At 74.5% G+C, this 23,256-nt stretch carries 2 protein-coding genes (1 of these 2 running past the window's edge); both read left to right on the forward strand.

Features of this window, described 5'->3' with window-relative positions; genetic code table 11:
- Nucleotides 1–22,368: a non-ribosomal peptide synthase/polyketide synthase gene (locus ACFWAR_RS15400; protein ID WP_385777142.1), complete on the forward strand. Its 22,368-nt coding sequence runs from the start codon at nucleotides 1–3 to the stop codon at nucleotides 22,366–22,368.
- A protein-coding gene (locus ACFWAR_RS15405) for an amino acid adenylation domain-containing protein (protein ID WP_385777145.1) crosses the window boundary here: on the forward strand, nucleotides 22,368–23,256 show its 5' end (the start). Its footprint extends 9,143 nt past the window's final position; the window shows 889 of its 10,032 coding nt (coding positions 1–889); it begins with the start codon at nucleotides 22,368–22,370; its stop codon lies beyond the right edge, outside the window. Before ACFWAR_RS15400 ends, ACFWAR_RS15405 begins: the two co-directional genes overlap by 1 nt.

Here is a 23,256-nt window from a genome sequence, read left to right on the forward strand (position 1 = left end):
GTGGACCGTCGTGCGACGCGCAATCCGATCGGGTCGGACCTGGACGGCGATGTGGCGACGATGCCGCTGCCCGCACTGGTGGAGGCACGGGTACGACGTACCCCCGGTCACCCGGCCGTGGTCTTCGGCACGACCGTCCTCAGCTACGCCGAACTCGACCGCCGGGCCAACCGGCTGGCGCGCCGCCTCGTCGACCTCGGCGCGGGACCGGAGCGGGTGGTCGCCCTGGCGCTGCCGCGCTCCGCCGACGCGGTGGTCGCGATGCTGGCCGTGCTGAAGACCGGCGCGGCCTACCTGCCGGTCGACCCGCGCTACCCCGCCCGGCGGATCGCGCACATGCTCCTCGACGGCCGTCCTTCGGCCCTGGTCACCGACACCGCCACGCGCGGCGCGCTGCCCGAGGTCGGGGCCACCGTCCTGCTCCTCGACGAGACCGACCTGACCTCGGGCGAGGACACCGCGCCCGAGGTCGCCCTCGACATCGCGAACGCCGCCTACGTCATCTACACCTCCGGCTCCACGGGTCTGCCCAAGGGCGTGGTCGTACCGCACCAGGGCGTCGCCAACCACATGCTGTGGCAGGCCGCCGAGTGGCGGATCGACGCCGCCGACGTGGTCCTCGCCCGGACCGCCTTCAGCTTCGACGCGGCGGGCTCCGAGATCTGGCTGCCGCTGATCGCCGGTGCGACGATCTGCGTGGCCCCCGACGACGTGCTCGGCCTGCCGCACCTGCTGCTCGCCTACGCGGCCGAACACGGCGTCACCGTCGCCCAGTTCGTCCCCTCGCTGCTGTCCGTCGCGCTCCCCGCGCTCCGGGACACCCCCGGCCTCGCCCTGCGGCTGCTCTTCGTCGCGGGCGAGGTGCTGCCGCCGTCGCTGGCCGACGAGGTCGTCACCAAGCTGGGCGTGCGGCTCGGCCACCACTACGGCCCGACCGAGGCCTCGATCGACGTCACGGCCCACGAGGTGCGGCCCGGGGACGCCCACCGGTCCGTCCCCATCGGCACCCCGGTCGCCGGCACCGAGGTCCACCTCCTCGACGGCGCGCTGCGCCCCGTGGAGCCGGGCACGGAGGGCGAGTTGTACGTGGCGGGCGTCCAGCTCGCCCGCGGCTACCTGGGCCGACCGGAGCTGACGGCCCAGCGCTTCGTCGCCTCCCCGTTCGCCCCGGGCGAGCGGATGTACCGCACCGGCGACCTCGCCCGGCGCAACGCCGACGGCCTCATAGAGTTCGCGGGCCGCGCCGACGACCAGGTCAAGATCCGCGGCTTCCGGATCGAGCCCGGCGAGATCGAAGCGGCGCTCACCGAGCTGCCCGAGGTGGCCCGGGCGGCCGTGACCGTGCGCGAGGACCGGCCCGGACAACAGCGCCTCGTCGCCTACCTCGTCGGCGCGCTGGACACCGCCACCGTGCGCGAGCGGCTGGCCGACCGGCTGCCCGAACACATGGTGCCGTCGTCCTTCGTGCTCCTCGACGCGCTGCCGCTCGCCCCGAACGGCAAGCTGGACCGCGCATCGCTGCCCGCGCCCGAGGCCGCCGTCGGCGCCGGGCGCGCCCCCCGCACGCCCGCCGAGGAGATCCTCGGCGGCCTCTTCGCCGACGTCCTGGGCGCCGACCGGATCGGCATGGACGACGGCTTCTTCGACCTCGGCGGCGACTCCCTGCTCGCCGCCCGGCTGATCAGCCGCATCCGCACCGCCTTCGACCGCGAGGTGTCCCTGCGCGCCCTCTTCGAGGCACCGACGCCGGCCGCCCTGGCCGCCCGCCTCGACGGGGCCGGGGCCGCACGGCCGGCGCTGGTCCGTGCCGGACGCCCGGACCCGATGCCGCTCTCGCACGCCCAGCGCGGACTGTGGTTCCTGCACCGGCTGGAGGGCGCGAGCGCGACCTACAACATCCCCCTGGTGCTGCGGATGACCGGCGAGCTGGACGAGCGGGCGCTGCGCGCCGCCGTCCGCGACGTCGCCGAACGGCACGAGACCCTGCGGACGGTCTTCCCGGAGACCGACGGCGTCGCCCGCCAGGTCGTCCTCGACGCCCCCGCCGAGCTGACCGTCGTCACCACCGCGGACGTCGGGGCCGCCGTGGCCGCGGCGGCCCGCCACCCCTTCGACCTGCACACCGAGGCCCCCCTGCGGGCCACCCTGTTCTCCCGGACCGGGACGGACCGGCACACCCTGCTGCTGCTGATGCACCACATCGCGGCCGACGGCTGGTCCGAGCGCCCGCTGATCGAGGACCTGTCCCTGGCCTACGCGGCCCGCCGCGCCGGACACGCGCCGCGGTGGACCGAACTGCCCGTGACCTACGCCGACTACACCCTGTGGCAGGGCGGGGCCGAGGCCGAGGGCATCGACCACTGGCGGACCGCGCTCGCCGGACTGCCGCGGCTCGTCGGCCTGCCGACCGACCGCCCCCGCCCCCCGGCCGCCAGCTTCCGCGGCGACGAGCTGCGCACCCGCCTCGACGCCGCGCTGCACCGGGACGTCACCGCGCTCGCCCGCTCCACCGGCCGGACCGTCTTCATGGTGGTGCAGGCCGCGCTCGCCGCGCTCATGACCCGGCTCGGCGCCGGCACCGACATCGCCCTCGGCACGCCGTCCGCGGGACGCTCCGACGAACAGCTCGACGGGCTCGTCGGCTACTTCGTCAACACCCTGGTGCTGCGCACGGACACTTCCGGCGACCCGAGCTTCCAGGAGCTGCTGGACCGCGTGCACGGCGCCGCCGTCGCCGCCTACCCGCACCAGGACGTGCCCTTCGACCGGCTGGTCGAAGCGCTCAACCCGGCCCGCTCGCTCGCGCACCACCCGCTGTTCCAGGTGATGTTGACCTTCGAGAACCTGGGCCTGGCCGGCCCCGCGCTGCCCGGCCTCGCCGTCGAGGTGGACGAGGCCGCCACCGGGGTCGCCAAGTTCGACCTCGACCTGCGCCTCCAGGAGCGCTTCGCCGCCGACGGCGCGCCCGCCGGTGTGGACGTGGTCGCCGAGTACTCCACCGACCTCTTCGACGGTTCCACCGTCGACGCGCTGGTCGGCCGACTGGCCCGACTGCTGCGCGCCGCGGTCGCCGACCCCGGGCGCCCGATCGCCCAGATCGACCTGCTCACCGGCGACGAGCGCGCGGCGCTCACCGCCCGCTCCGCGCAGGTCGTCGACGCGTCCGGCTCCCTGGTGCCCGACGGCGTGACCGGCACGCTCGACGGCGCCCCGGCCCGGTACACCCTCGACGGCCGCCTCGAACGCCTCGGCGCGCCCGTCCTCGTGGGCGGCGCCCCGCTCGACGTCACCCGTACCGTCGCCGCGCTGCTCGCCCACCCCGCGCTCGTCGAGGCGGACGTGGCGGACGGCCTCGTCGCCTACGTCGTGCCCACGCCCGGCCTCTCGGTGCGCGCCGTCGACCTGCGCGAGCACCTCGCCCGCACGCTGCCCGACCACCTCGTCCCGGACACCTACGTCACCCTCGCCGAGCTGCCGCGCACCGCGGACGGCCGCCTCGACACCGGCGCGCTGCCCGCTCCCGGGGCCGAGGGCCCCGCCGCCGCGGGCACGCCCGAGGAGGAACTGCTCGCCTCGCTCTTCGCCGAGGTGCTCGGCCTGCCGCAAGTCGGCCTGCACGAGGGCTTCTTCGACCTCGGCGGCGACAGCATCGTCTCCATCAAGCTGGTCAGCCGCGCCCGCAGGGCGGGGCTGCACATCACCCCGCGGCACGTCTTCGAGCACAAGACGGTCGCCCGCCTCGCGGCGGCCGCCCGCACGGCCGCGCCCGCCGCCCCGGCCGTCCAGGACGTCGCGACCGGCGGCCTGCTGCCCACACCGGTCATGGCCGAGCTGCTCGAACTCGGCGGCCCCCTCGCCGGGTACCACCAGTCGATGCTGCTCGTGGTGCCCGCCGACCTGGGCGCCGACCGGCTCACCGGCGCGCTCCAGGCGGTCCTCGACCGGCACGACGCGCTGCGGCTGACCCTCGACGAGGAGCAGCAGTTCTCCGTCCCCGCGCCGGGCGCGCCCGCCGCCGTGCGCCGCGTGGACGTCAGCGGCATCGACGCGGACGCCGGTGCCGAGGCGCTGCGCCGCGTGATCGAGGAGCACCACCGCTCGGCCCAGGCCGAGTTGGACCCGTACCAGGGCGACCTCGTGCGCGCGGTGTGGTTCGACGCCGGAGCCGCCCCCGGGCGACTGCTGCTGCTCGTGCACCACCTCGCGGTGGACGGCGTGTCCTGGCAGCCGCTCCTCGGTGACCTGCGGGCCGCCTGGGAGGGCGAGACCCTCGAACCCGTCGGCACCTCGCTGCGGCGCTGGAGCGCCCTGCTCGACGAGGAGGCGGACCGCCGCGCCGGTGAACTGCCGCTGTGGCGCTCGATCGTGGAGACGCCCGACCCGCCGCTCGGCAGCCGCCCCCTCGACCCGACCACCGACACCCGGGCCGCAGCCGGCACCCTCACGCTCACCCTGCCCGCCGGCGCCACCGCGCCGCTGCTCGGCGCGGTCCCCGCCGCCGTGCGCACGGGCGTGCGGGACGTACTGGTCACCGCTCTCGCGCTGGCGGTCGCCGACTGGCGCGGCCGCCGCGGCGTCGACGCCGCGGCGCTGCTCCTGGAACTGGAGGGCCACGGCCGCGAGGACATCGTGGACGGGGTCGACCTCACCCGTACCGTCGGCTGGTTCACCAGCGCGTACCCCGTCCGGGTCGACGCGGGCGGCCTGGACGGCGTCCGCGCCCTCAAGCTCGTCAAGGAGCAGCTGCTCGCGGTCCCGGACAACGGCATCGGCTACGGCATGCTGCGCCACCGCAACCCGCGGACCGCCGCCGCGCTCGCCGACCACGCCCGCCCCCAGCTGGGCTTCAACTACCTGGGCCGCTTCGCCGCACCCGAACTGGCCGACTGGGCCCCGGCCCCGGAGGCCCCGGCCCTCGGCGCGGGCTTCGACGACGCCGCACCGCTCGGCCTCGGCATCGAGCTGGACGCCGTCACCGTCGACCACGCCGACGGGCCGCGCCTGGTCGCGACCTGGACCTGGGCCGAGGGCCTGCTGGGCGAGGACGAGGTCCGCGACCTCGCCGAGGGCTGGTTCGCCGCGCTGACCGCCCTGTCCACCGTCGACGCCGGTGGTCTGACCCCCTCCGACCTGCCGCTCGTGGACCTCTCGCAGGGCGACATCGAGGAGCTGGAGGGCGCCCTGCCCGGCATCGTCGAGGTGCTGCCGCTCGCCCCGCTCCAGGAGGGCCTGCTCTTCCACGCCCTCTACGACTCCGACGGCGCCGACGTCTACTCCGTCCAGGAGGTCTTCGCGCTGAGCGGCCCGCTGGACCCCGGCGCCCTGCGCGCCGCCGCGGCGGGCGTCCTGGAGCGCTACCCGAACCTGCGGGCGGGCTTCCACCACGCGGGGCTGTCCCGGCCCGTGCAGGTCGTCGTCGACGGCCTCGAACTGCCCTGGCGCGAGGTCGACCTCGCCGACCTGCCCGCGGCCGAACGCGAGGACGCCCTGGCCCGGGTCGTGGCCGAGGCGCGCGCCGAGCGCTTCGACCTGAGCCGACCGCCGCTGCTGCGGTTCACCCTGGTCCGGCTCGCCGAGGACGAGCACCGCCTCGTCCTCGTCAACCACCACATCCTCTTCGACGGCTGGTCCATGCAGCTGCTGCTGGACGAGCTGTTCGCGCTCTACCGCGGCGAGAGCCTGCCCGAGCCCGCCGCCTTCCGCGACCACCTCGCCTGGCTGGCCCGGCAGGACCGCACGGCCGCCCACGACGTCTGGCGCGACGCACTGGCCGGGCTCGGCGCGCCGACCCTGCTCGCCGAGCCCTCCTCGGCGGCGCCCGCCCGTCCCGTGCAGGTCTACTGCGACCTGCCCGACACGATGTCCGGGCGGCTCCAGGACCGGCTGCGCGAGCACGGCATCACCCTCAACACCGCCGTCCAGGGCCTGTGGAGCCTGCTGCTCGGTGCCCGCACCGGGCGCGAGGACGTGGTGTTCGGCACCACCTACTCCGGCCGCGCCGCGGAACTCCCCGGCAGCGAGGCGATGGTCGGCATGTTCATCAACACGCTGCCCGTCCGGGTCCGCCTCGACGGGGCGGAGTCCCTGCGCCGGTTGATGGAGCGCGTCCAGGACGAGCAGTCCCGGCTGATCGCGCACCAGTACCTCGGGCTGAACGACGTACAGCGCCTGGGCGGGCTGGGCGAACTCTTCGACACGCTGACCGTCGTCGAGAACTACCCGCACGACGACGAGGACGTGTGGGAGCCCGCGCCGGGCCTGCGCGCGAGCGTGCTGGAGGACCACGACGCCACCCACTACCCGCTGACCCTGTCGGTGCTGCCCGGCGCGCGGCTGAAGCTGCGCCTGGAGTACCGCCCGGACCTGCTGGACGCGGCCCAGATCGACGCGCTCGCCACCGACCTCGTCCGCCTGCTCACCGCCTTCGTCGACGACGCCGACGCGGCCGTCGGCGAGCTGGTCGCCACGGGAGCGGCCACCGCCCTCGCGCCGCACGCCGCACCGGTGGCCGCGCAGACCGCCGTACCGGCCGCCCCGGAGGGGGCCGCCGTCGCCCTCTCCTTCCGCGCACCGCGCACCCCGGAGCAGGAGATCCTCTGCGGTCTCTTCGCCGCCGTGCTCGGCGTGCCGGTCGTCGGCATCGACGACAGCTTCTTCGAGCTGGGCGGGCACTCGCTCACCGCGATCCGGCTGCTCAGCCGCATCCGCTCGATGTTCAGCGTGGAGCTGGCCATCCGGCACCTCTTCGAGGCGCCCACCGTCGCCGAACTCGCCGAACGGCTGGGGGGCGCCGAACAGTCCCGCCTCGCCCTCGCCCCGATGCCGCGGCCGGAGCACGTCCCCGTCTCGGCGGCGCAGTGGCGCCTGTGGTTCCTGTACCGGCTCGAAGGCCGCAGCGCGACCTACACCGTGCCGCTGCTGCTGCGCATGTCGGGGGCGCTCGACCGGGACGCCCTCGAAGCCGCCTTCGGCGACATCGTGGCCCGGCACGAGAGCCTGCGCACCCGCTTCCCCGAGGTCGACGGCCAGCCCTACCAGCTGATCACCGAGGCGGAGCGGCCCGAGGTCACCCTGGTCGAGACCGACGAGAAGGGGCTCGCCGAAGAACTCGCCGTCGCCACCCGCTACGGCTTCGACCTCGCCACCGAACTCCCGCTGCGCATCACGCTGTTCCGGCTCTCGGAGACCGAGCACGTGCTGCTCTTCCTGCTGCACCACATCGCCAGCGACGGCTGGTCCGACGCGCCGTTCGCACGGGACCTCTCCGTCGCCTACGGCGCCCGGACCGAGGGCCGCGCACCGGCCTGGGCCCCGCTGCCCGTCCAGTACGCCGACTACACCCTCTGGCAGCGGGAACTGCTCGGCTCGGAGGACGACCCGCAGAGCCTGCTGTCGCGCCAGCTCGCCTACTGGCAGCAGAACCTCGCCGGGCTCCCGGAGCAGCTGGAACTGCCGACCGACCGGCCCCGACCGGCCGCGGCCTCCTTCCGCGGCGACGAGGTCCGCTTCGAACTCGACGCCGAACTGCACGGCCGACTGCTCGAACTCGCCCGCCACACCAACACCACGCTCTTCATGGTGTTCCAGGCGGCCGTGGCCGGACTCCTGACCCGGCTCGGCGCCGGTGACGACATCCCGCTCGGCGGCGTCATCGCCGGACGCACCGACGAGGCGCTCGACGAGCTGATCGGATTCTTCGTCAACACCCTGGTGCTGCGCACCGACACCTCGGGGAACCCGACCTTCCGGGAACTGCTGGCCCGGGTCCGGGAGACCGACCTGGCCGCCTACGCCCACCAGGAGGTGCCGTTCGAGCGCCTGGTCGAGGTCCTCAACCCGACCCGCTCGCTCGCGCACCACCCGCTGTTCCAGGTCATGATCCTCTTCCAGAACAACGCCGAGGCGGACCTGGGCCTGCCCGGGCTGCGGGCCGCTCTGGAGGACGTCGGCTCCGGCGTCGCCAAGTTCGACCTCGACTTCGACATGCAGGAGAACCACGGCCCCGACGGCGCGCCCGCGGGCCTGTCGGGCCTGGTCGAATACGCCACCGACCTCTTCGACCGCTCCACCGTGGAGCAGATCGTCGACCGGCTGGCCCGGCTCCTGCGGGCGGTCGTCGCCGACCCGGACCAGGGGCTGTGGCAGACGGACATCCTGGCCCCGACCGAGCGCCGGGAACTGCTGGAACAGTGGACCGCGCCGGCCCCCGAGCCGTCCGAACAGACCACCGTGCCCGCGCTGTTCGAGGCCGCCGCCGCCGCGCACCCCGGGGCGACCGCACTCGTCGCGGGAGCCGAGCGGCTGACCTACGCGCAGCTCAACGCACGCGCCAACCGGCTCGCCCACACCCTCCTCGCGCAGGGCGTCGGACCCGAGAGCGTGATCGCCCTCGCCCTGCCGCGCGGCGCGGACCTCGTGGTCGGCGTCCTCGGCGTCCTCAAGGCCGGCGGCGTCTACCTGCCCCTCGACCCGAACTACCCCGCCGAGCGCATCGCCTACGTCCTGGCGGACGCCCGCCCGGCCGCCGTCGTGACCGGCGCCGACCTCGACGTGGCGCTGCCCGAGGGCATCACCCGCGTCGTCATCGACGACCTGCCCGCCGACGGCCCCGTCACCGACCCGGCGCGCCCCGCGCTGCGCCCGGACAACGGCGCCTACATCATCTACACCTCCGGCTCCACCGGACAGCCCAAGGGCGTGGTCATCCCGCACCAGAACGTCGTACGGCTCTTCACGCGGACCGAGCAGTGGTTCGGCTTCGACGAGTCCGACGTGTGGACCCTCTTCCACTCCTACGCCTTCGACTTCTCCGTCTGGGAGCTGTGGGGTCCGCTGCTGCGCGGCGGCACGCTCGTCGTGGTGCCGCAGGACGTCAGCCGCTCGCCGCGCGACTTCCTGCGGATGCTGCGCGACGAGCGCGTCACGGTCCTGAACCAGACGCCGTCCGCCTTCTACCAGCTCATGCGGGCCGACGAGGAGGAGCCGGGCACGGACCTGGCCCTGCGGTACGTGATCTTCGGCGGTGAGGCGCTCGACCCCGGACGGCTCGCGTCCTGGTACGAGCGGCACGCCGACGACGCCCCCGTGCTGGTCAACATGTACGGCATCACCGAGACCACCGTGCACGTCACCCACCAGGCCTTCGACCGGGTCGGCGCGGCCGCCACCGCCGCCAGCGTCGTCGGCGTCGCCATCCCCGACCTGCGCGTGTACGTCCTCGACCAGGGGCTCCAGCCCGTCCCGGCGGGGACCACCGGCGAGCTGTACGTCGCCGGAGCGGGCCTGGCCCGCGGCTACCTCGGCCGCCCCGGGCTCAGCGCGCAGCGGTTCGTCGCCGACCCCTACGGCGCTCCCGGCACCCGGATGTACCGCACCGGGGACCTGGCCCGCCGGGCCGCGGACGGCACGCTGTCCTACTTCGGCCGGGCCGACGACCAGGTGAAGATCCGCGGCTTCCGGATCGAGCTCGGCGAGATCGAGTCCGCCGTCCTCGGGGCGCCGGACGTCACCCAGGCCGCCGTCGTGGTCCGCGAGGACCAGCCCGGCGACCTGCGCCTCACCGCCTACCTCGTCGGCGGCGACACCGACCGCGCCCGCGACCACGCCGCGGCCGTGCTGCCCGCGCACATGGTCCCCGCCGCCTTCGTCACGCTGGAGAAGCTGCCGCTCACCCCGAACGGCAAGCTCGACCGCAAGGCCCTGCCCGCTCCGGCCCTCACCGGCGCCGCGGAGGGCCGACGGCCGCGCAACCCGCGCGAGGAACTCCTCGCGGTCCTGTTCGCCGACGTACTGGGCGTGGACCGGGTCGGCATCGACGACAACTTCTTCGCGCTGGGCGGCCACTCGCTCCTCGCCACCCGGCTCATCAGCCGCATCCGGTCCGCGATCGGCGTGGAGGTGCCCGTCCGGGCCCTGTTCGAGACGCCGACCGTCGCCGGGCTCGCGGGCTGGACCGACCGGGCGGGGGAGGCCAGGCCCGCCCTGGTGCCCATGGAGCGCCCCGAACGGGTGCCGCTCTCCTTCGGGCAGCGCGGACTGTGGTTCCTCAACCGGCTCGAAGGCCCCAGCTCCACCTACAACGTGCCGCTCGTCATGCGCTTCTGCGGACCGCTCGACGTCCCGGCCCTGCACACCGCCCTGCACGACGTGGTCGCCCGCCACGAGGGGCTGCGCACCCTCTTCCGCGAGGCCGACGGCACCCCGTACCAGCACATCGTGCCCGCCGACGAAGCGGTGGTGGAGCTGACCCTCGTCGACGTCGACGACGAGCGGCACCTGGAATCGGCCCTGGCCGAGGCCGCGCGCCACCACTTCGACCTGGTGAACGAACTGCCCATCCGCGGCACCCTGTTCCGGCTCGCCGAGGACGAGCACGCCCTGCTGCCGCTCATGCACCACATCGCCAGCGACGGCTGGTCGGAGACCCTCCTCGGAGACGACCTGTCCCTCGCCTACACGGCGCGGGCCGCGGGCCGCGCCCCCGACTGGGCACCCCTGTCCGTGCAGTACGCCGACTACACCCTCTGGCAGCGCGCGCTGCTCGGACGCGAGGACGACCCCACCAGCGCGATCTCCCGGCAGCTCGCCTACTGGAGCGAGACCCTGCGCGGCCTGCCCGAGCTGGTGGACCTGCCCACCGACCGGCCCCGCCCGCCGGTGGCCACCTACGGCGGCGCCGAGGCGCCGCTGCGCCTGGACGCCGCGCTGCACGACGCCCTGCTGCGGCTCGCCCGCACGGCCAACACCACGCTGTTCATGACCATCCAGGCCGGTCTGGTCGCCCTGCTGAGCCGACTCGGCGGCGGCACCGACATCGCCATCGGCACCCCCGTCGCGGGGCGCACCGACGAGGCGTTGGAAGACCTGTTCGGCTACTTCGTCAACACGCTCGTGCTGCGCACCGACGTCTCCGGCGACCCCACCTTCCCCGAGCTGCTCGACCGGGTCCGGGAGACCGACCTGGCCGCCTTCGCACACCAGGACGTGCCCTTCGAGCGGCTCGTCGAGGTGGTCAACCCCGTCCGCTCGCTCGCTCGACACCCGCTCTACCAGGTCATGTTGACCTTCGAGAACTTCGACGAGGTCACGCTGGCCGTCCCCGGCCTGGAGACCCGGCTCGAGGACGTGGTCGGCGACGCCTCCAAGTTCGACATGGACGTCCGCCTGCAGGAGCGCTACGGCCCGGACGGCGAGCCGGCCGGCATCGTCGGCGAGATCGAGTACGCCACCGACCTGTTCGACCGGGCGACGATGGACGCCTTCGGCGACCGCCTGATCCGGCTGCTCACCGCGGCCGCCGCCGACCCGACGGCGCCCGTCTCGGCCATCGACCTGCTCGCCGAGGGCGAGCGCGACACGGCGCTCGTCGACGGCGAAGGACGGGCCGTGCCCCCGGGCGTGATCGCCACGCTCGCCTCCGGAGAGCTGGCGCGCCGCTCCCCGGACGGCGCCACCGAAGCGCTCGGACGCCCCGAGGACGTCCGTACGGTGCGCGGCTTCCGCGTCATCCCCGCGGAGGTCGCGGCCCGGCTGCGCGAGGTCTTCGCGGACGCGGCCGTCGTGGCCGGATCCGCCCGGGTCGTCGCGTACGTCGTCCACGACGGCGACGCGACCTCCGCGCGGCGCCTCGCCGAGACCGTGCTGCCCGACTACCTGATGCCCGCCGCGTTCGTCGTCGGCGCCCACCTCCCCGCCGAACTCCCGGCCGAGGACCTCGCCGCCGCCGTCGTGCGGCGCGCCCCGCGCACCCTCGCCGAGGAGATCATCGCCGGCATCTTCGCCGAGACCCTGGGCGTCGCCGCCGTCGGCATCGACGACAACTTCTTCGACCTCGGCGGCCACTCGCTGTCCGCGATCCGGCTGCTCAGCCGGATCAGGTCCCAGCTCGGGGCGGAACTGACCGTCCGTTCGCTCTTCGCCGAGCCGACGGTGGCCGGACTCGCCACCCGGATCGACGGCGCCGCCCCCGACCGGCCCGCCCTGGTCCGCACGGAGCGCCCCGCGCGCGTGCCGCTGTCCTTCGCCCAGCAGCGCCTGTGGTTCCTGCACCGGCTGGAGGGCCCGAGCACGACCTACAACGTGCCGCTGCTGATCCGGCTCACCGGCGCGCTCGACGCCGCCGCCCTCGAAGCGGCGCTGGGCGACGTCGTGGCCCGGCACGAGACCCTGCGCACCGTCTTCCCGTCCGACGCCGACGGCACCCCGTACCAGCGCGTGCTCGGGGTCGACGAGGCCCGGCCCGTACTGATCACCGGCGTCGCGGGGCCCGCCGAGGCGGCCCGGCACACCTTCGACCTCGACCGCGAACCCCCGCTGCGCGCCACCCTGTTCGCCGACGGCCCGGACGAGCACCGGCTGCTCCTGCTGGTCCACCACATCGCCAGCGACGGCTGGTCCACCGGGGCGCTCGCCCGTGACCTGTCGGCCGCCTACGCCGCCCGCCGGGCGGACCGCGCCCCGCGCTGGCCCGGACTGCCGGTCCAGTACGCCGACTACACGCTGTGGCAGTCCGCACTGCTCGGCTCCGAGGACGACCCGGACAGCGTCGTCAGCGGCCAGCTGGCGTGGTGGAAGAACGCCCTCGACGGCATTCCCGAGCTGCTGCCCCTGCCGACGGACCGGCTGCGGCCCGCCGAGGCCACCCACCGCGGCGCCGAGGTCGCCATCCGCGTCCCCGCCGCACTGCACGGCCGCCTCCAGGCGGTGGCGCGGGAGACCAACACGACCCTGTTCATGGTGGTGCAGTCCGCCCTCGCCCTGCTGCTGTCCAAGCTGGGCGCCGGATCCGACGTCCCGATCGGCACCCCGATCGCGGGCCGCACGGACGACGCCCTCCAGGACCTCGTCGGCTTCTTCGTCAACACCCTGGTCCTGCGCACCGACGTGTCCGGCTCCCCGTCCTTCCGCGACCTGCTGGGCCGGGTCCGCGAGGCGGACCTGGCGGCCTTCGCGCACCAGGACGTGCCCTTCGAACGACTGGTGGACGTGGTCCGCCCCGGGCGCTCGCTGGGCCACCACCCGCTCTTCCAGGTGATGCTCGTCTTCGAGAACGACGACGAGGGCGACTTCGCGCTCGCCGGTCTGGACGCCGCCTTCGACGAGGACGTCGAGATGGGCGCGGCCCGCTTCGACCTCACCCTGCACGTGCAGGAGAAGGTCGGCGAGGACGGGTCCGCCCAAGGCATCGGCATCGACCTGGAGTACGCCGAGGACCTCTTCGACGCGAGCACGGCGCGGCGGATGGCCGAGCAGTTCGTGCACCTGCTGGAGACGGTCGCCGCCGACGCGGACGCCGTCGTGGACCGGATCGCCCTGCCGCACGCCGTGACCGGCCGCGACGGCGGCGCCCCGGTGGCCGCGCCGACGCTCCTCGAACTGATCGGCGCGCACCCGGCGGACGCCGTCGCGCTCGTCGACGGGGACGTCGAGACGACCTACGGGCAGCTGCTGGCGCGGCCGCCCGCCGGAATCCTGGCCGCCGTCGTCAGCGGCGGACCCCTCGTCCTGCGCACCCGCACCGGCACCCGCGTCGTCGTCCCGCAGGACGTCGTCGCGGCCCGGATCGCGGCCCGCCAGGCCGTCCACGGCCTGGACGCCACCGACCGGGTCCGGTCGGCCGCCGAGCCGGGGACCCCGGGCGAGATCGACGAGCTGCTCTGGCCGCTCACCGCGGGCGCGACCGTCGTGCGCGCCGAGCGCACGGCCCCCCTGGCCCGGGCGCTGGGCGTCACCACGCTGCACGTCACGCCCTCCGAACTGGCCGAGCTGCTCACCGACCCGGCGCTGGCCGGGGCCGACCTGCGGCGCGTGCTCTGCTCCGGCGAGGCCCTGGCCGAGCCGCTCCAGCGGGCCTGGTTCGACGCCGTGGACGTCCCGCTGTGGTACGGCTACGCGCTGACCGAAGCCGCCGGTACCGTCACGGAACGCGCCTGCGACCCGGACGACTGGGACACCGTGGTGCCGCTCGGCGCCCCGCTGCCCGGCACCGCCCTGTACGTGCTCGACGCGGGCCTGTGCCCGGTTCCGCCGGGCGTCGTCGGCGAGCTCCACGTCGGCGGGCCGCTGCTCGGCTCCGCGCCGAGCGTGGTCGACGACCCGTTCGGCCCGGACGGTGCGCGGATGGTGCGTACCGGGGACCTGGCGCGCTGGACCGCCGAGGGCGAGCTGGAGTTCGTCGGGGCGGCGCTGCCGCTGCCGGGCTTCACCGTCCGGCCGACGCGGCTGGAGGCCGTCCTGGCCGAGCACGACGACGTCGCCCGGGCCGCCGTGGCGGTGCGCGACGGGTCCCTCGTCGCCTACCTCGTCGCGGCCCCCGGCGCCACCGTCGCGCCCGGAGCCGTCACGGCCTTCGCCCGGGCCACCCTGCCCGATCACCTGGTCCCGGCCGCCATGGTGGCCCTGGACCGGCTGCCGCTCACCGCGGACGGTCGGCTGGACCGCGACGCGCTGCCCCTGCCCGGCCGCGCGGACACCGCGGCGGACCGCGGCCCCGCCAGCCCGGCGGAGCAGATCCTCCAGGGGCTCTTCGCCGAGGTCCTCGGCGTCGACCGGGTCGGCGTCGACGACGGGTTCTTCGAACTCGGCGGGCACTCGCTGCGCGCCACCCGCCTGATCAGCCGCATCCGTACGGCCTTCGGCGTCGAACTCCCCGTGCGCGCGGTGTTCGAGTCGCCGTCGGTGGCGGGGTTGGCCCTGCGTGTGGTGGGTGCGGAGGTGGCGCGTCGGGGGTTGTCGGCGGGTGTGCGTCCGGGGCGGGTGCCGTTGTCGGCGGCGCAGCGTCGGTTGTGGTTCCTGCACGCGTTGGAGGGTCCGTCGGCGACGTACAACGTTCCGTTGGTGTTGCGGTTGGAGGGTGAGCTGGACGCGGGTGCGTTGGAGCTCGCGGTGGGTGATGTGGTGGGTCGGCACGAGAGTCTGCGGACGGTGTTCGCGGCGGTGGACGGTGTGCCGTACCAGCGGGTGGTTCCGGTGGCGGAGTTGGCCGCGGGTGTGGGTGTGGGTGCGGGTGTGGTGTGGGAGGTGGTGGACGTCTCCGAGGAGGGGGTGTCGGCGGCGGTGGATCGGGCTGCGGGGTATGCGTTCGATCTGTCGGTGGAGTTGCCGTTGCGGGTGTCGTTGTTGCGGGTGGGTGAACGGTCGTCGGTGTTGGTGGTGTTGATGCATCACATCGCTTCCGATGGTTGGTCGTTGGCTCCGTTGGCGGATGACTTGTCGGCTGCGTATGCGGCGCGTGTGGGTGGTGGGGTGCCGGGTTGGGCTCCGTTGCCGGTGCAGTACGCGGATTACGCGTTGTGGCAGGCGGAGGTGTTGGGTGACGAGAGTGATCCGTCGAGCCCGGCCGGCCGCCAGATCGAGCACTGGCGCACCGCGCTCCAGGGCGCGCCCGCACTGATCGAGATCCCGACGGACCGGCCCCGCCCCGCGGTGGCCTCCTACCGGGGCGCCGCCGTCGACCTCCAGCTCGACGCCGCGCTGCACGGGCGTCTGCTGGCCGCCGCCCGCGCCTGCGGGGTGACCCCCTTCATGGTGGTCCAGGCCGCCGTCGCGGTCCTGCTCTCCCGGGTCGGCGCCGGTACGGACGTCCCCCTGGGCACCGTCATGGCCGGGCGCTCGGACCAGGCCCTGGAGGGTCTGATCGGCTTCTTCGTCAACACGCTCGTGCTGCGCACGGACGTGTCCGGCGACCCCTCGGTGCGCGAACTGCTGGCCCGGGTCCGGGAGACGGACCTGGCGGCCTACGCCCACCAGGACGTCCCCTTCGAGCGGCTCGTGGAGGTCGTCAGCCCGCAGCGCTCGATGGCCCACCACCCGCTCTTCCAGGTGATGGTCGTCTTCGACAACAACAGCGAGGCCTCCCTCGAACTGCCGGGCCTGGAGGTCACCGAGGGCGACTCCACCACGACGGTGGCGCAGTTCGACCTGTCCTTCTCCCTCTTCGAGCGCCACGACGCCGACGGCCGGCCCGTCGGAGTCAGCGGTGAACTCGAATACGCCGTCGACCTGTTCGACGGGGTGAGCGCCGAGGCGTTGGGCGAGCGGTTCGTGCGGGTGTTGGAGGGGCTGGTCGCGGATGTGGACGGTCGTATCTCGCAGGTCGAGGTGCTGTCGGCCGGTGAGCGCGACCGGGTGTTGGGGGAGTGGGCGGCGCACGCGGGTGCGGGGGAGGAGCGCGCTTCGTTCCCGGAGTTGTTCGAGGCCCGGGTGGCGGAGGATCCTTCGGCGCTCGCGTTGGTCTTCGAGGACATCGAGCTGACGTACGGGGAGTTGGCGGCGCGGGTGGACGCCTTCGCGGGGCACCTTGCCGCGTGCGGGGTGGGTCCGGAGTCCGTGGTGGCGGTCGCGCTGCCCCGGTCGGTCGATCTGGTGGTGTCGCTGCTGGCGGTGCTGCGGGCGGGTGGCGCCTATGTGCCGGTCGACCCGGACTACCCGGCCGACCGCGTCGCGTACATGCTCTCCGACTCCCGACCGCTCCTGCTGATCACCGACACCGCGACCCTGCCCCGGCTGGGCGGGCACCCGGCCACGGTGCTCCTCGTGGACGAGGTGGAACCGTCCGGCGCGCTGCCCCCGCGGGTGCGCCCCGGCCCGGACCACCCGGCCTACGTGATCTACACCTCGGGTTCGACGGGCCGCCCCAAGGGCGTCGTCGTGACGCACGGCGGGATCGCCTCCCTGGCGCGGGCCCAGCGGGACGCCTTCGGCGTGGGCCCGGGCAGCCGGGTCCTCCAGTTCGCGGCGCTCAGCTTCGACGTGTCCGTCTGGGACAACGTGATGGGCCTGCTGTCGGGGGCGACCCTCGTGGTCGCCCCGGCCGAGCGGCTGATGCCCGGCCCCGACCTGGCCGCGCTCTGCGCCGAACAGGGCGTGACGCACCTGACCATGCCGCCCGCGGCGCTGGCCGTCCTCGCGGACGACGCGCTGCCCGCCGGTACGACGCTGGTCGTGGCGGGCGAGGCCTGCGCGCCGGAACTGGCGGCGCGCTGGTCGGTCGGGCGCACGATGGTCAACGCCTACGGCCCGACCGAGACGACCGTCATCTCCACGATGAGCGCCCCGCTGTCGGACGAGGCCGTCGTGCCGATCGGACGCCCCATCGTCGGCACCCGGACGTACGTCCTGGACGCCGCGCTGCGCCCGGTGGCCCCCGGTGTCACGGGTGAGCTCTACGTCGCCGGTGCGGGCCTGGCCCGCGGCTACCTGGGCCGTCCCGGGCTGACGGGCGAGCGGTTCCTCGCGGACCCCTACGGCCCCGACGGCTCGCGGATGTACCGCACCGGCGACCTGGTCCGGTGGACCGCCGACGGCGAGATCGTCTACCTGGGCCGCGCGGACACGCAGGTCAAGCTGCGCGGCTTCCGCATCGAGATGGGCGAGGTGGAGTCCGCGGTGCTCGCCGTGGACGGCGTCGTGCGGACCACCGCCGTGGTCCGCGAGGACCGCCCGGGGGACCGGCGCCTGGTGGCGTACTACGTCGGCGGCGTCGACCCGGTCGCGGTGCGCGCCCAGGTGGCCGCCACGCTGCCGGAGTACATGATCCCGGCCGCCCTGGTGGCCCTGGACGAGATCCCGCTGATGCCCAACGGCAAGGTCGACCGGGCCGCGCTCCCCGCGCCCCTGTGGACCACGACGGCCGCGAGCGGCCGCCGGCCCGCCGACGCCCGCGAGGAACTGCTCTGCCAGATCTTCGCCGACGTCCTGGGCCTGACCGCGGTCAGCCCCGACGACAACTTCTTCGACCTCGGCGGGCACTCGCTGCTCGCCACCCGCCTGGTGAGCCGGATCCGTTCGGCGTTCGGACGGGAGCTCGGCATCCGCGCGGTGTTCGAGTCGCCGTCGGTGGCGGGGTTGGCGTTGCGGGTGGCGGGTGCGGAGGTGGCGCGTCGGGGGTTGTCGGCGGGTGTGCGTCCGGGGCGGGTGCCGTTGTCGGCGGCGCAGCGTCGGTTGTGGTTCTTGCACGCGTTGGAGGGTCCGTCGGCGACGTACAACGTTCCGTTGGTGTTGCGGTTGGAGGGTGAGCTGGACGCGGGTGCGTTGGAGCTCGCGGTGGGTGATGTGGTGGGTCGGCACGAGAGTCTGCGGACGGTGTTCGCGGCGGTGGATGGTGTGCCGTACCAGCGGGTGGTTCCGGTGGCGGATGCGGGTGTGGTGTGGGAGGTGGTGGACGTCTCCGAGGAGGGGGTGTCGGCTGCTGTGGATCGCGCTGCGGGGTATGCGTTCGATCTGTCGGTGGAGTTGCCGTTGCGGGTGTCGTTGTTGCGGGTGGGTGAGCGGTCGTCGGTGTTGGTGGTGTTGATGCATCACATCGCGTCGGATGGGTGGTCGTTGGCTCCGTTGGCGGATGACTTGTCGGTGGCGTATGCGGCGCGTGTGGGTGGTGGGGTGCCGGGTTGGGCTCCGTTGCCGGTGCAGTACGCGGATTACGCGTTGTGGCAGGCGGAGGTGTTGGGTGACGAGAGCGATCCGTCGAGCCCGGCCGGCCGCCAGATCGAGCACTGGCGCACCGCGCTGCACGGCGTACCGGAACTGATCGAGCTCCCCCTCGACCGACCGCGGCCGCAGACCCCGTCGTACCGCGGTGGAGTGGCCCGGTTCACCACCGACGCCGCCCTGCGGGAGCGCCTGGCGGAGGTGGCCCGCACCTGCGGGGTGACCCCCTTCATGGTGGTCCAGGCCGCCGTCGCGGTCCTGCTCTCCCGGGTCGGCGCCGGTACGGACGTGCCCCTGGGCACGGTGGTCGCGGGCCGCTCCGACCAGGCCCTGGACGCGCTCGTGGGGTTCTTCGTCAACACGCTCGTGCTGCGCACGGACGTGTCCGGCGACCCCTCGGTGCGCGAGCTGCTGGCCCGGGTGCGGGAGACGGACCTGGCGGCCTTCGCCCACCAGGACGTCCCCTTCGAGCGCCTGGTGGAAGTGGTCGCCCCGCAGCGGTCGTTGGCCCACCACCCGCTCTTCCAGGTGATGGTCGTCCTCGACAACAACAGCGAGGCCGACTTCGGCCTCCCCGGCCTCGACGTCGCCTTCGAGGGCGTCGACCTGAACGTGGCCAAGTTCGACCTCACCTTCCACCTGGAGGAGACCCCCGAGGGCCTGTCGGGAGAGGTCCAGTACGCCTCGGACCTGTTCGACGGGGTGAGCGCCGAGGCGTTGGGCGAGCGGTTCGTGCGGGTGCTGGAGGGTCTGGTCGCGGATGTGGACGGTCGCATCTCGCAGGTCGAGGTGCTGTCGGCCGGTGAGCGCGACCGGGTGTTGGGGGAGTGGGCCGCTCAGGCGGGTGCGGGGGAGGAGCGTGCTTCGTTCCCGGAGTTGTTCGAGGCCCGGGTGGTCGAGGATCCTTCGGCGCTCGCGTTGGTCTTCGAGGACATCGAGCTGACGTACGGGGAGTTGGCGGCGCGGGTGGACGCCTTCGCGGGGCATCTGGCCTCGTGCGGGGTGGGTCCGGAGTCCGTGGTGGCGGTCGCGCTGCCCCGGTCGGTCGACTTGGTGGTGTCGCTCTTGGCGGTGCTGCGGGCGGGTGGCGCGTATGTGCCGGTCGACCCGGACTACCCGGCCGACCGCGTCGCGTACATGCTCTCCGACTCCCGGCCGCTGCTGCTCGTGACCGACACCGCGACGCTCCCCGGGCTCGGCTGGAGCGCCGTCCCGGTGGTGCTCGTCGACGGGATCGACAAGGACGCGCCGACGCGTCCGGCGCCCGCGGCGGCGGACATCCGCCCGGACCACCCGGCCTACGTGATCTACACCTCGGGTTCGACGGGCCGCCCCAAGGGCGTGGTGGTGCCCCACAGCGGCCTCGCCTCCCTGGCGCGGGCCCAGCGGGACGCCTTCGGCGTGGGCCCGGGCAGCCGGGTCCTCCAGTTCGCGGCGCTCAGCTTCGACGCGGCGGCCTGGGAGATCGTGATGGGCCTGCTGTCGGGGGCGACCCTGGTGGTCGCCCCGGCCGAGCGGCTGATGCCCGGCCCCGACCTGGCCGCGCTCTGCGCCGAGCGGTCGGTCACCCACGTGACCCTGCCGCCGACGGCGCTCGCGGTCCTGCCCGAGGACGCGCTGCCCGCCGGTACGACGCTGGTCGTGGCGGGCGAGGCCTGCGCGCCGGAGCTGGTGGCGCGCTGGTCGGTGGGGCGCACGATGATCAACGCCTACGGCCCGACCGAGACGACGGTGTGCGCGACGATGAGCGCCCCGCTGTCGGGCGAGGTCGCACCGCCGATCGGACGTCCGATCGCCGGGGCGAGGGTCTACGTCCTGGACGCCGCGCTGCGCCCGGTGGCCCCCGGTGTCACGGGTGAGCTGTACGTCGCGGGCGAGGGCCTGGCCCGCGGCTACCTGGGCCGTCCCGGGCTGACGGGCGAGCGGTTCCTCGCGGACCCCTACGGCCCCGACGGCTCGCGGATGTACCGCACCGGCGACCTGGCGCGCTGGGACGCCGAGGGCGAACTCACCTACCTGGGGCGGGCGGACACGCAGGTCAAGCTGCGCGGCTTCCGCATCGAGCTGGGCGAGGTGGAGTCCGCGCTGAACGCCGTGGACGGCGTGGCGCGGGCGACCGCGGTGGTCCGCGAGGACCGCCCGGGCGACCGGCGCCTGGTGGCGTACTACGTCGGCGACGCGGATCCGGTCGCGGCGCGCGCCCGGGTCGCCGCCGGGCTCCCGGACTACATGGTCCCGGCCGCCCTGGTGGCGCTGGACGAGATCCCGCTGATGCCCAACGGCAAGGTCGACCGGGCCGCGCTCCCCGCGCCCCTGTGGACCACCACCGGCAGCGGGCGCGCGCCGGTCGGCCCGCGCGAGGAACTGCTCTGCCGGATCTTCGCCGACGTCCTCGACCTGCCCGCCGTCGGCCCCGACGACAGCTTCTTCGACCTCGGCGGCGACAGCATCATGTCGATCCAGGTGGTCAGCCGGGCCCGCTCGGGCGGACTCCTGCTGACGACCCGGGACGTCTTCCGCGAACGCACCCCCGCGCTCCTGGCGCAGGGGGCGACCGCGGTCGCCACCACGGTCGAGGACCGGGACGCGGGTACGGGCACCTTCGCGCCCACCCCGATCATGCGCTGGCTGGAGGGCTACGGGGCCACCGACGGGTTCAACCAGTCGATGACCGTACGGGTCCCCGCCGGGCCGGACGAGCGGGCCCTGGCCGAAGCGGCCCGGGCGCTGGTCGACCACCACGACGTCCTGCGCCTGCGCCGCCACGAGGACGGCACGTACGAAGTGCGCGAGCGCGGCTCCGTGCCGGTCTCGATCAGGAGGGTGGACGCGGGCGACGGCGAAGCCGCCGAGTCGGCCCGCCGGGAACTGTCCCCGGCGGCCGGTGAGGTCTCGCGGTTCGTCTGGTTCGACGCCGGACCCGACGCACCGGGCACGCTGCTGATCACCCTGCACCACCTGGTCGTGGACGCGGTGTCGTGGCAGATCCTGCTGCCCGACCTCGCCGCCGCCTACGAGGCGGCCGCGGCGGGGCGGACCCCCGCACTCGCCCCGGTGCTCACCTCGTACCGCACCTGGGCGGGCCACCTGGCGGCCGCCGACCGGCGGGCCGAGCTCCCCGTGTGGCAGGAGATCGCCGCCACCCCGGACCCGCCGCTCGGCACGCGGCGGCTCGACCCGGCGCTCGACACGGCCGCCACGGCCGCGGAGTTCGAGCTGACCCTGGCGGCGGACGTCACCGAGGCGCTGCTCACCAGGATCCCGACGAGCGTCAACGGCAACGTCACCGACGTGCTGCTCTACGGGCTGGCGAGCGCGGTCGAGGAGGTGCGCGGCGCCGGACCGGTCCTCGTCGACCTGGAGGGCCACGGGCGCGAGCACGTCGCCGACGGGGTGGACACCTCCCGGACGGTCGGCTGGTTCACCAGCCTCTACCCGGTCGCCCTCCACCCGCGGGGCCACACGCCGACCGACCGGCTCAAGCGGGTCAAGGAGCAGCTGCGGGCCTTCCCGGACAACGGCGTCGGGTACGGCATCCTGCGCCACTCGGGCGGCGCGCCCGAGCTGGCCGTCGCACCGCAGATCGGCTTCAACTACCTGGGCCGCTTCGGGGACGGCGAGGACACCGGCGCCGACTGGCAGACCGTCGACGGGCCGACGCCCGCGCCGCGGTCGCCGCGGATGGCGATGACGCACGCGGTGGAGATCACCGCGGTGACCGAACACCGCGGGGGCCGCCCGCACCTGGTCGCCACCTGGGCCTGGGCGACCGGCGCGCTCGCCGAGTCCGACGTACGGGCGCTGGCGCGGGCGTGGTTCGACGCGCTGACCGCGCTCGCGGACGAGCGGCCGGACACGGTCGGGCTGACGCCCTCCGACCTGAGCGACGACCTGACACAGAGCGAGATCGACAGCCTTGAGGCTGAACTGGGGGACTGGTAATGAAGCGCTCGCGCCTCGAAGACGTACTGCCGCTCACGCCGTTGCAGGAGGGACTGCTCTTCCACTCCCTCTACGACGACGAGGCGGTGGACGTCTACAACACCCAGCTCGTGCTGGAGCTCTCCGGCGCGGTCGACGCGGCCCTGCTGCGCCGCAGCGCCGAGGCCGTCCTCCAGCGGCACGCCAACCTCAGGGCCGGTTTCCGGATGCGGGCGAACGGCCGCCCGATGCAGATCATCCCGAGGGAGGTGGCGCCCGGCTGGTCCGAGTCGACCCTCGCGGCCGGGGAACTGGACGCGTTCCTGACGGCCGAACGGGCCACCCGCTTCGACCTCGCCCGCCCGCCGCTGATCCGGTTCCACCTGGTCCACCTCGGGCCGGACGAGCACCGGCTCGTGGTGACCAACCACCACATCCTGCTCGACGGTTGGTCCGCGCCCCTCCTGGTCGGTGAGCTCTTCGCCGTCTACGAGGCCCGGGGCAGCGCCGACGCCCTGCCCCGGGTCACCCCCTACCGGGACTACCTGGGCTGGATCGGCCGCCAGGACGCGGCCGCCGGGGCCACGGCGTGGGCATCGGCCCTGGCCGGCCTCGACGGGCCGACCCTGGTGGCCCCCGGCGCCCCCGCGGGCACCGTACTGCCCGAGCGGATCAGCGCCGAGCTGTCGCCCGGGTCCACCGCACGGCTCCTCCGGTTGGCCGCCGAACGCGGCCTGACCGTGAACAGCCTGGTGCAGGGCGCCTGGGCGATGGTGCTCGGGCAGCTCACCGGGCGCGGCGACGTCGTCTTCGGCGCCACGGTCTCCGGCCGCCCGGCCGACCTGCCCGGCGTCGAGGGGATGATCGGCCTCTTCATCAACACCCTCCCGGTGCGCGTGGGGCTCGACC

This window comes from Streptomyces sp. NPDC059917, assembly GCF_042730635.1.
Lineage (GTDB): Bacteria > Actinomycetota > Actinomycetes > Streptomycetales > Streptomycetaceae > Streptomyces.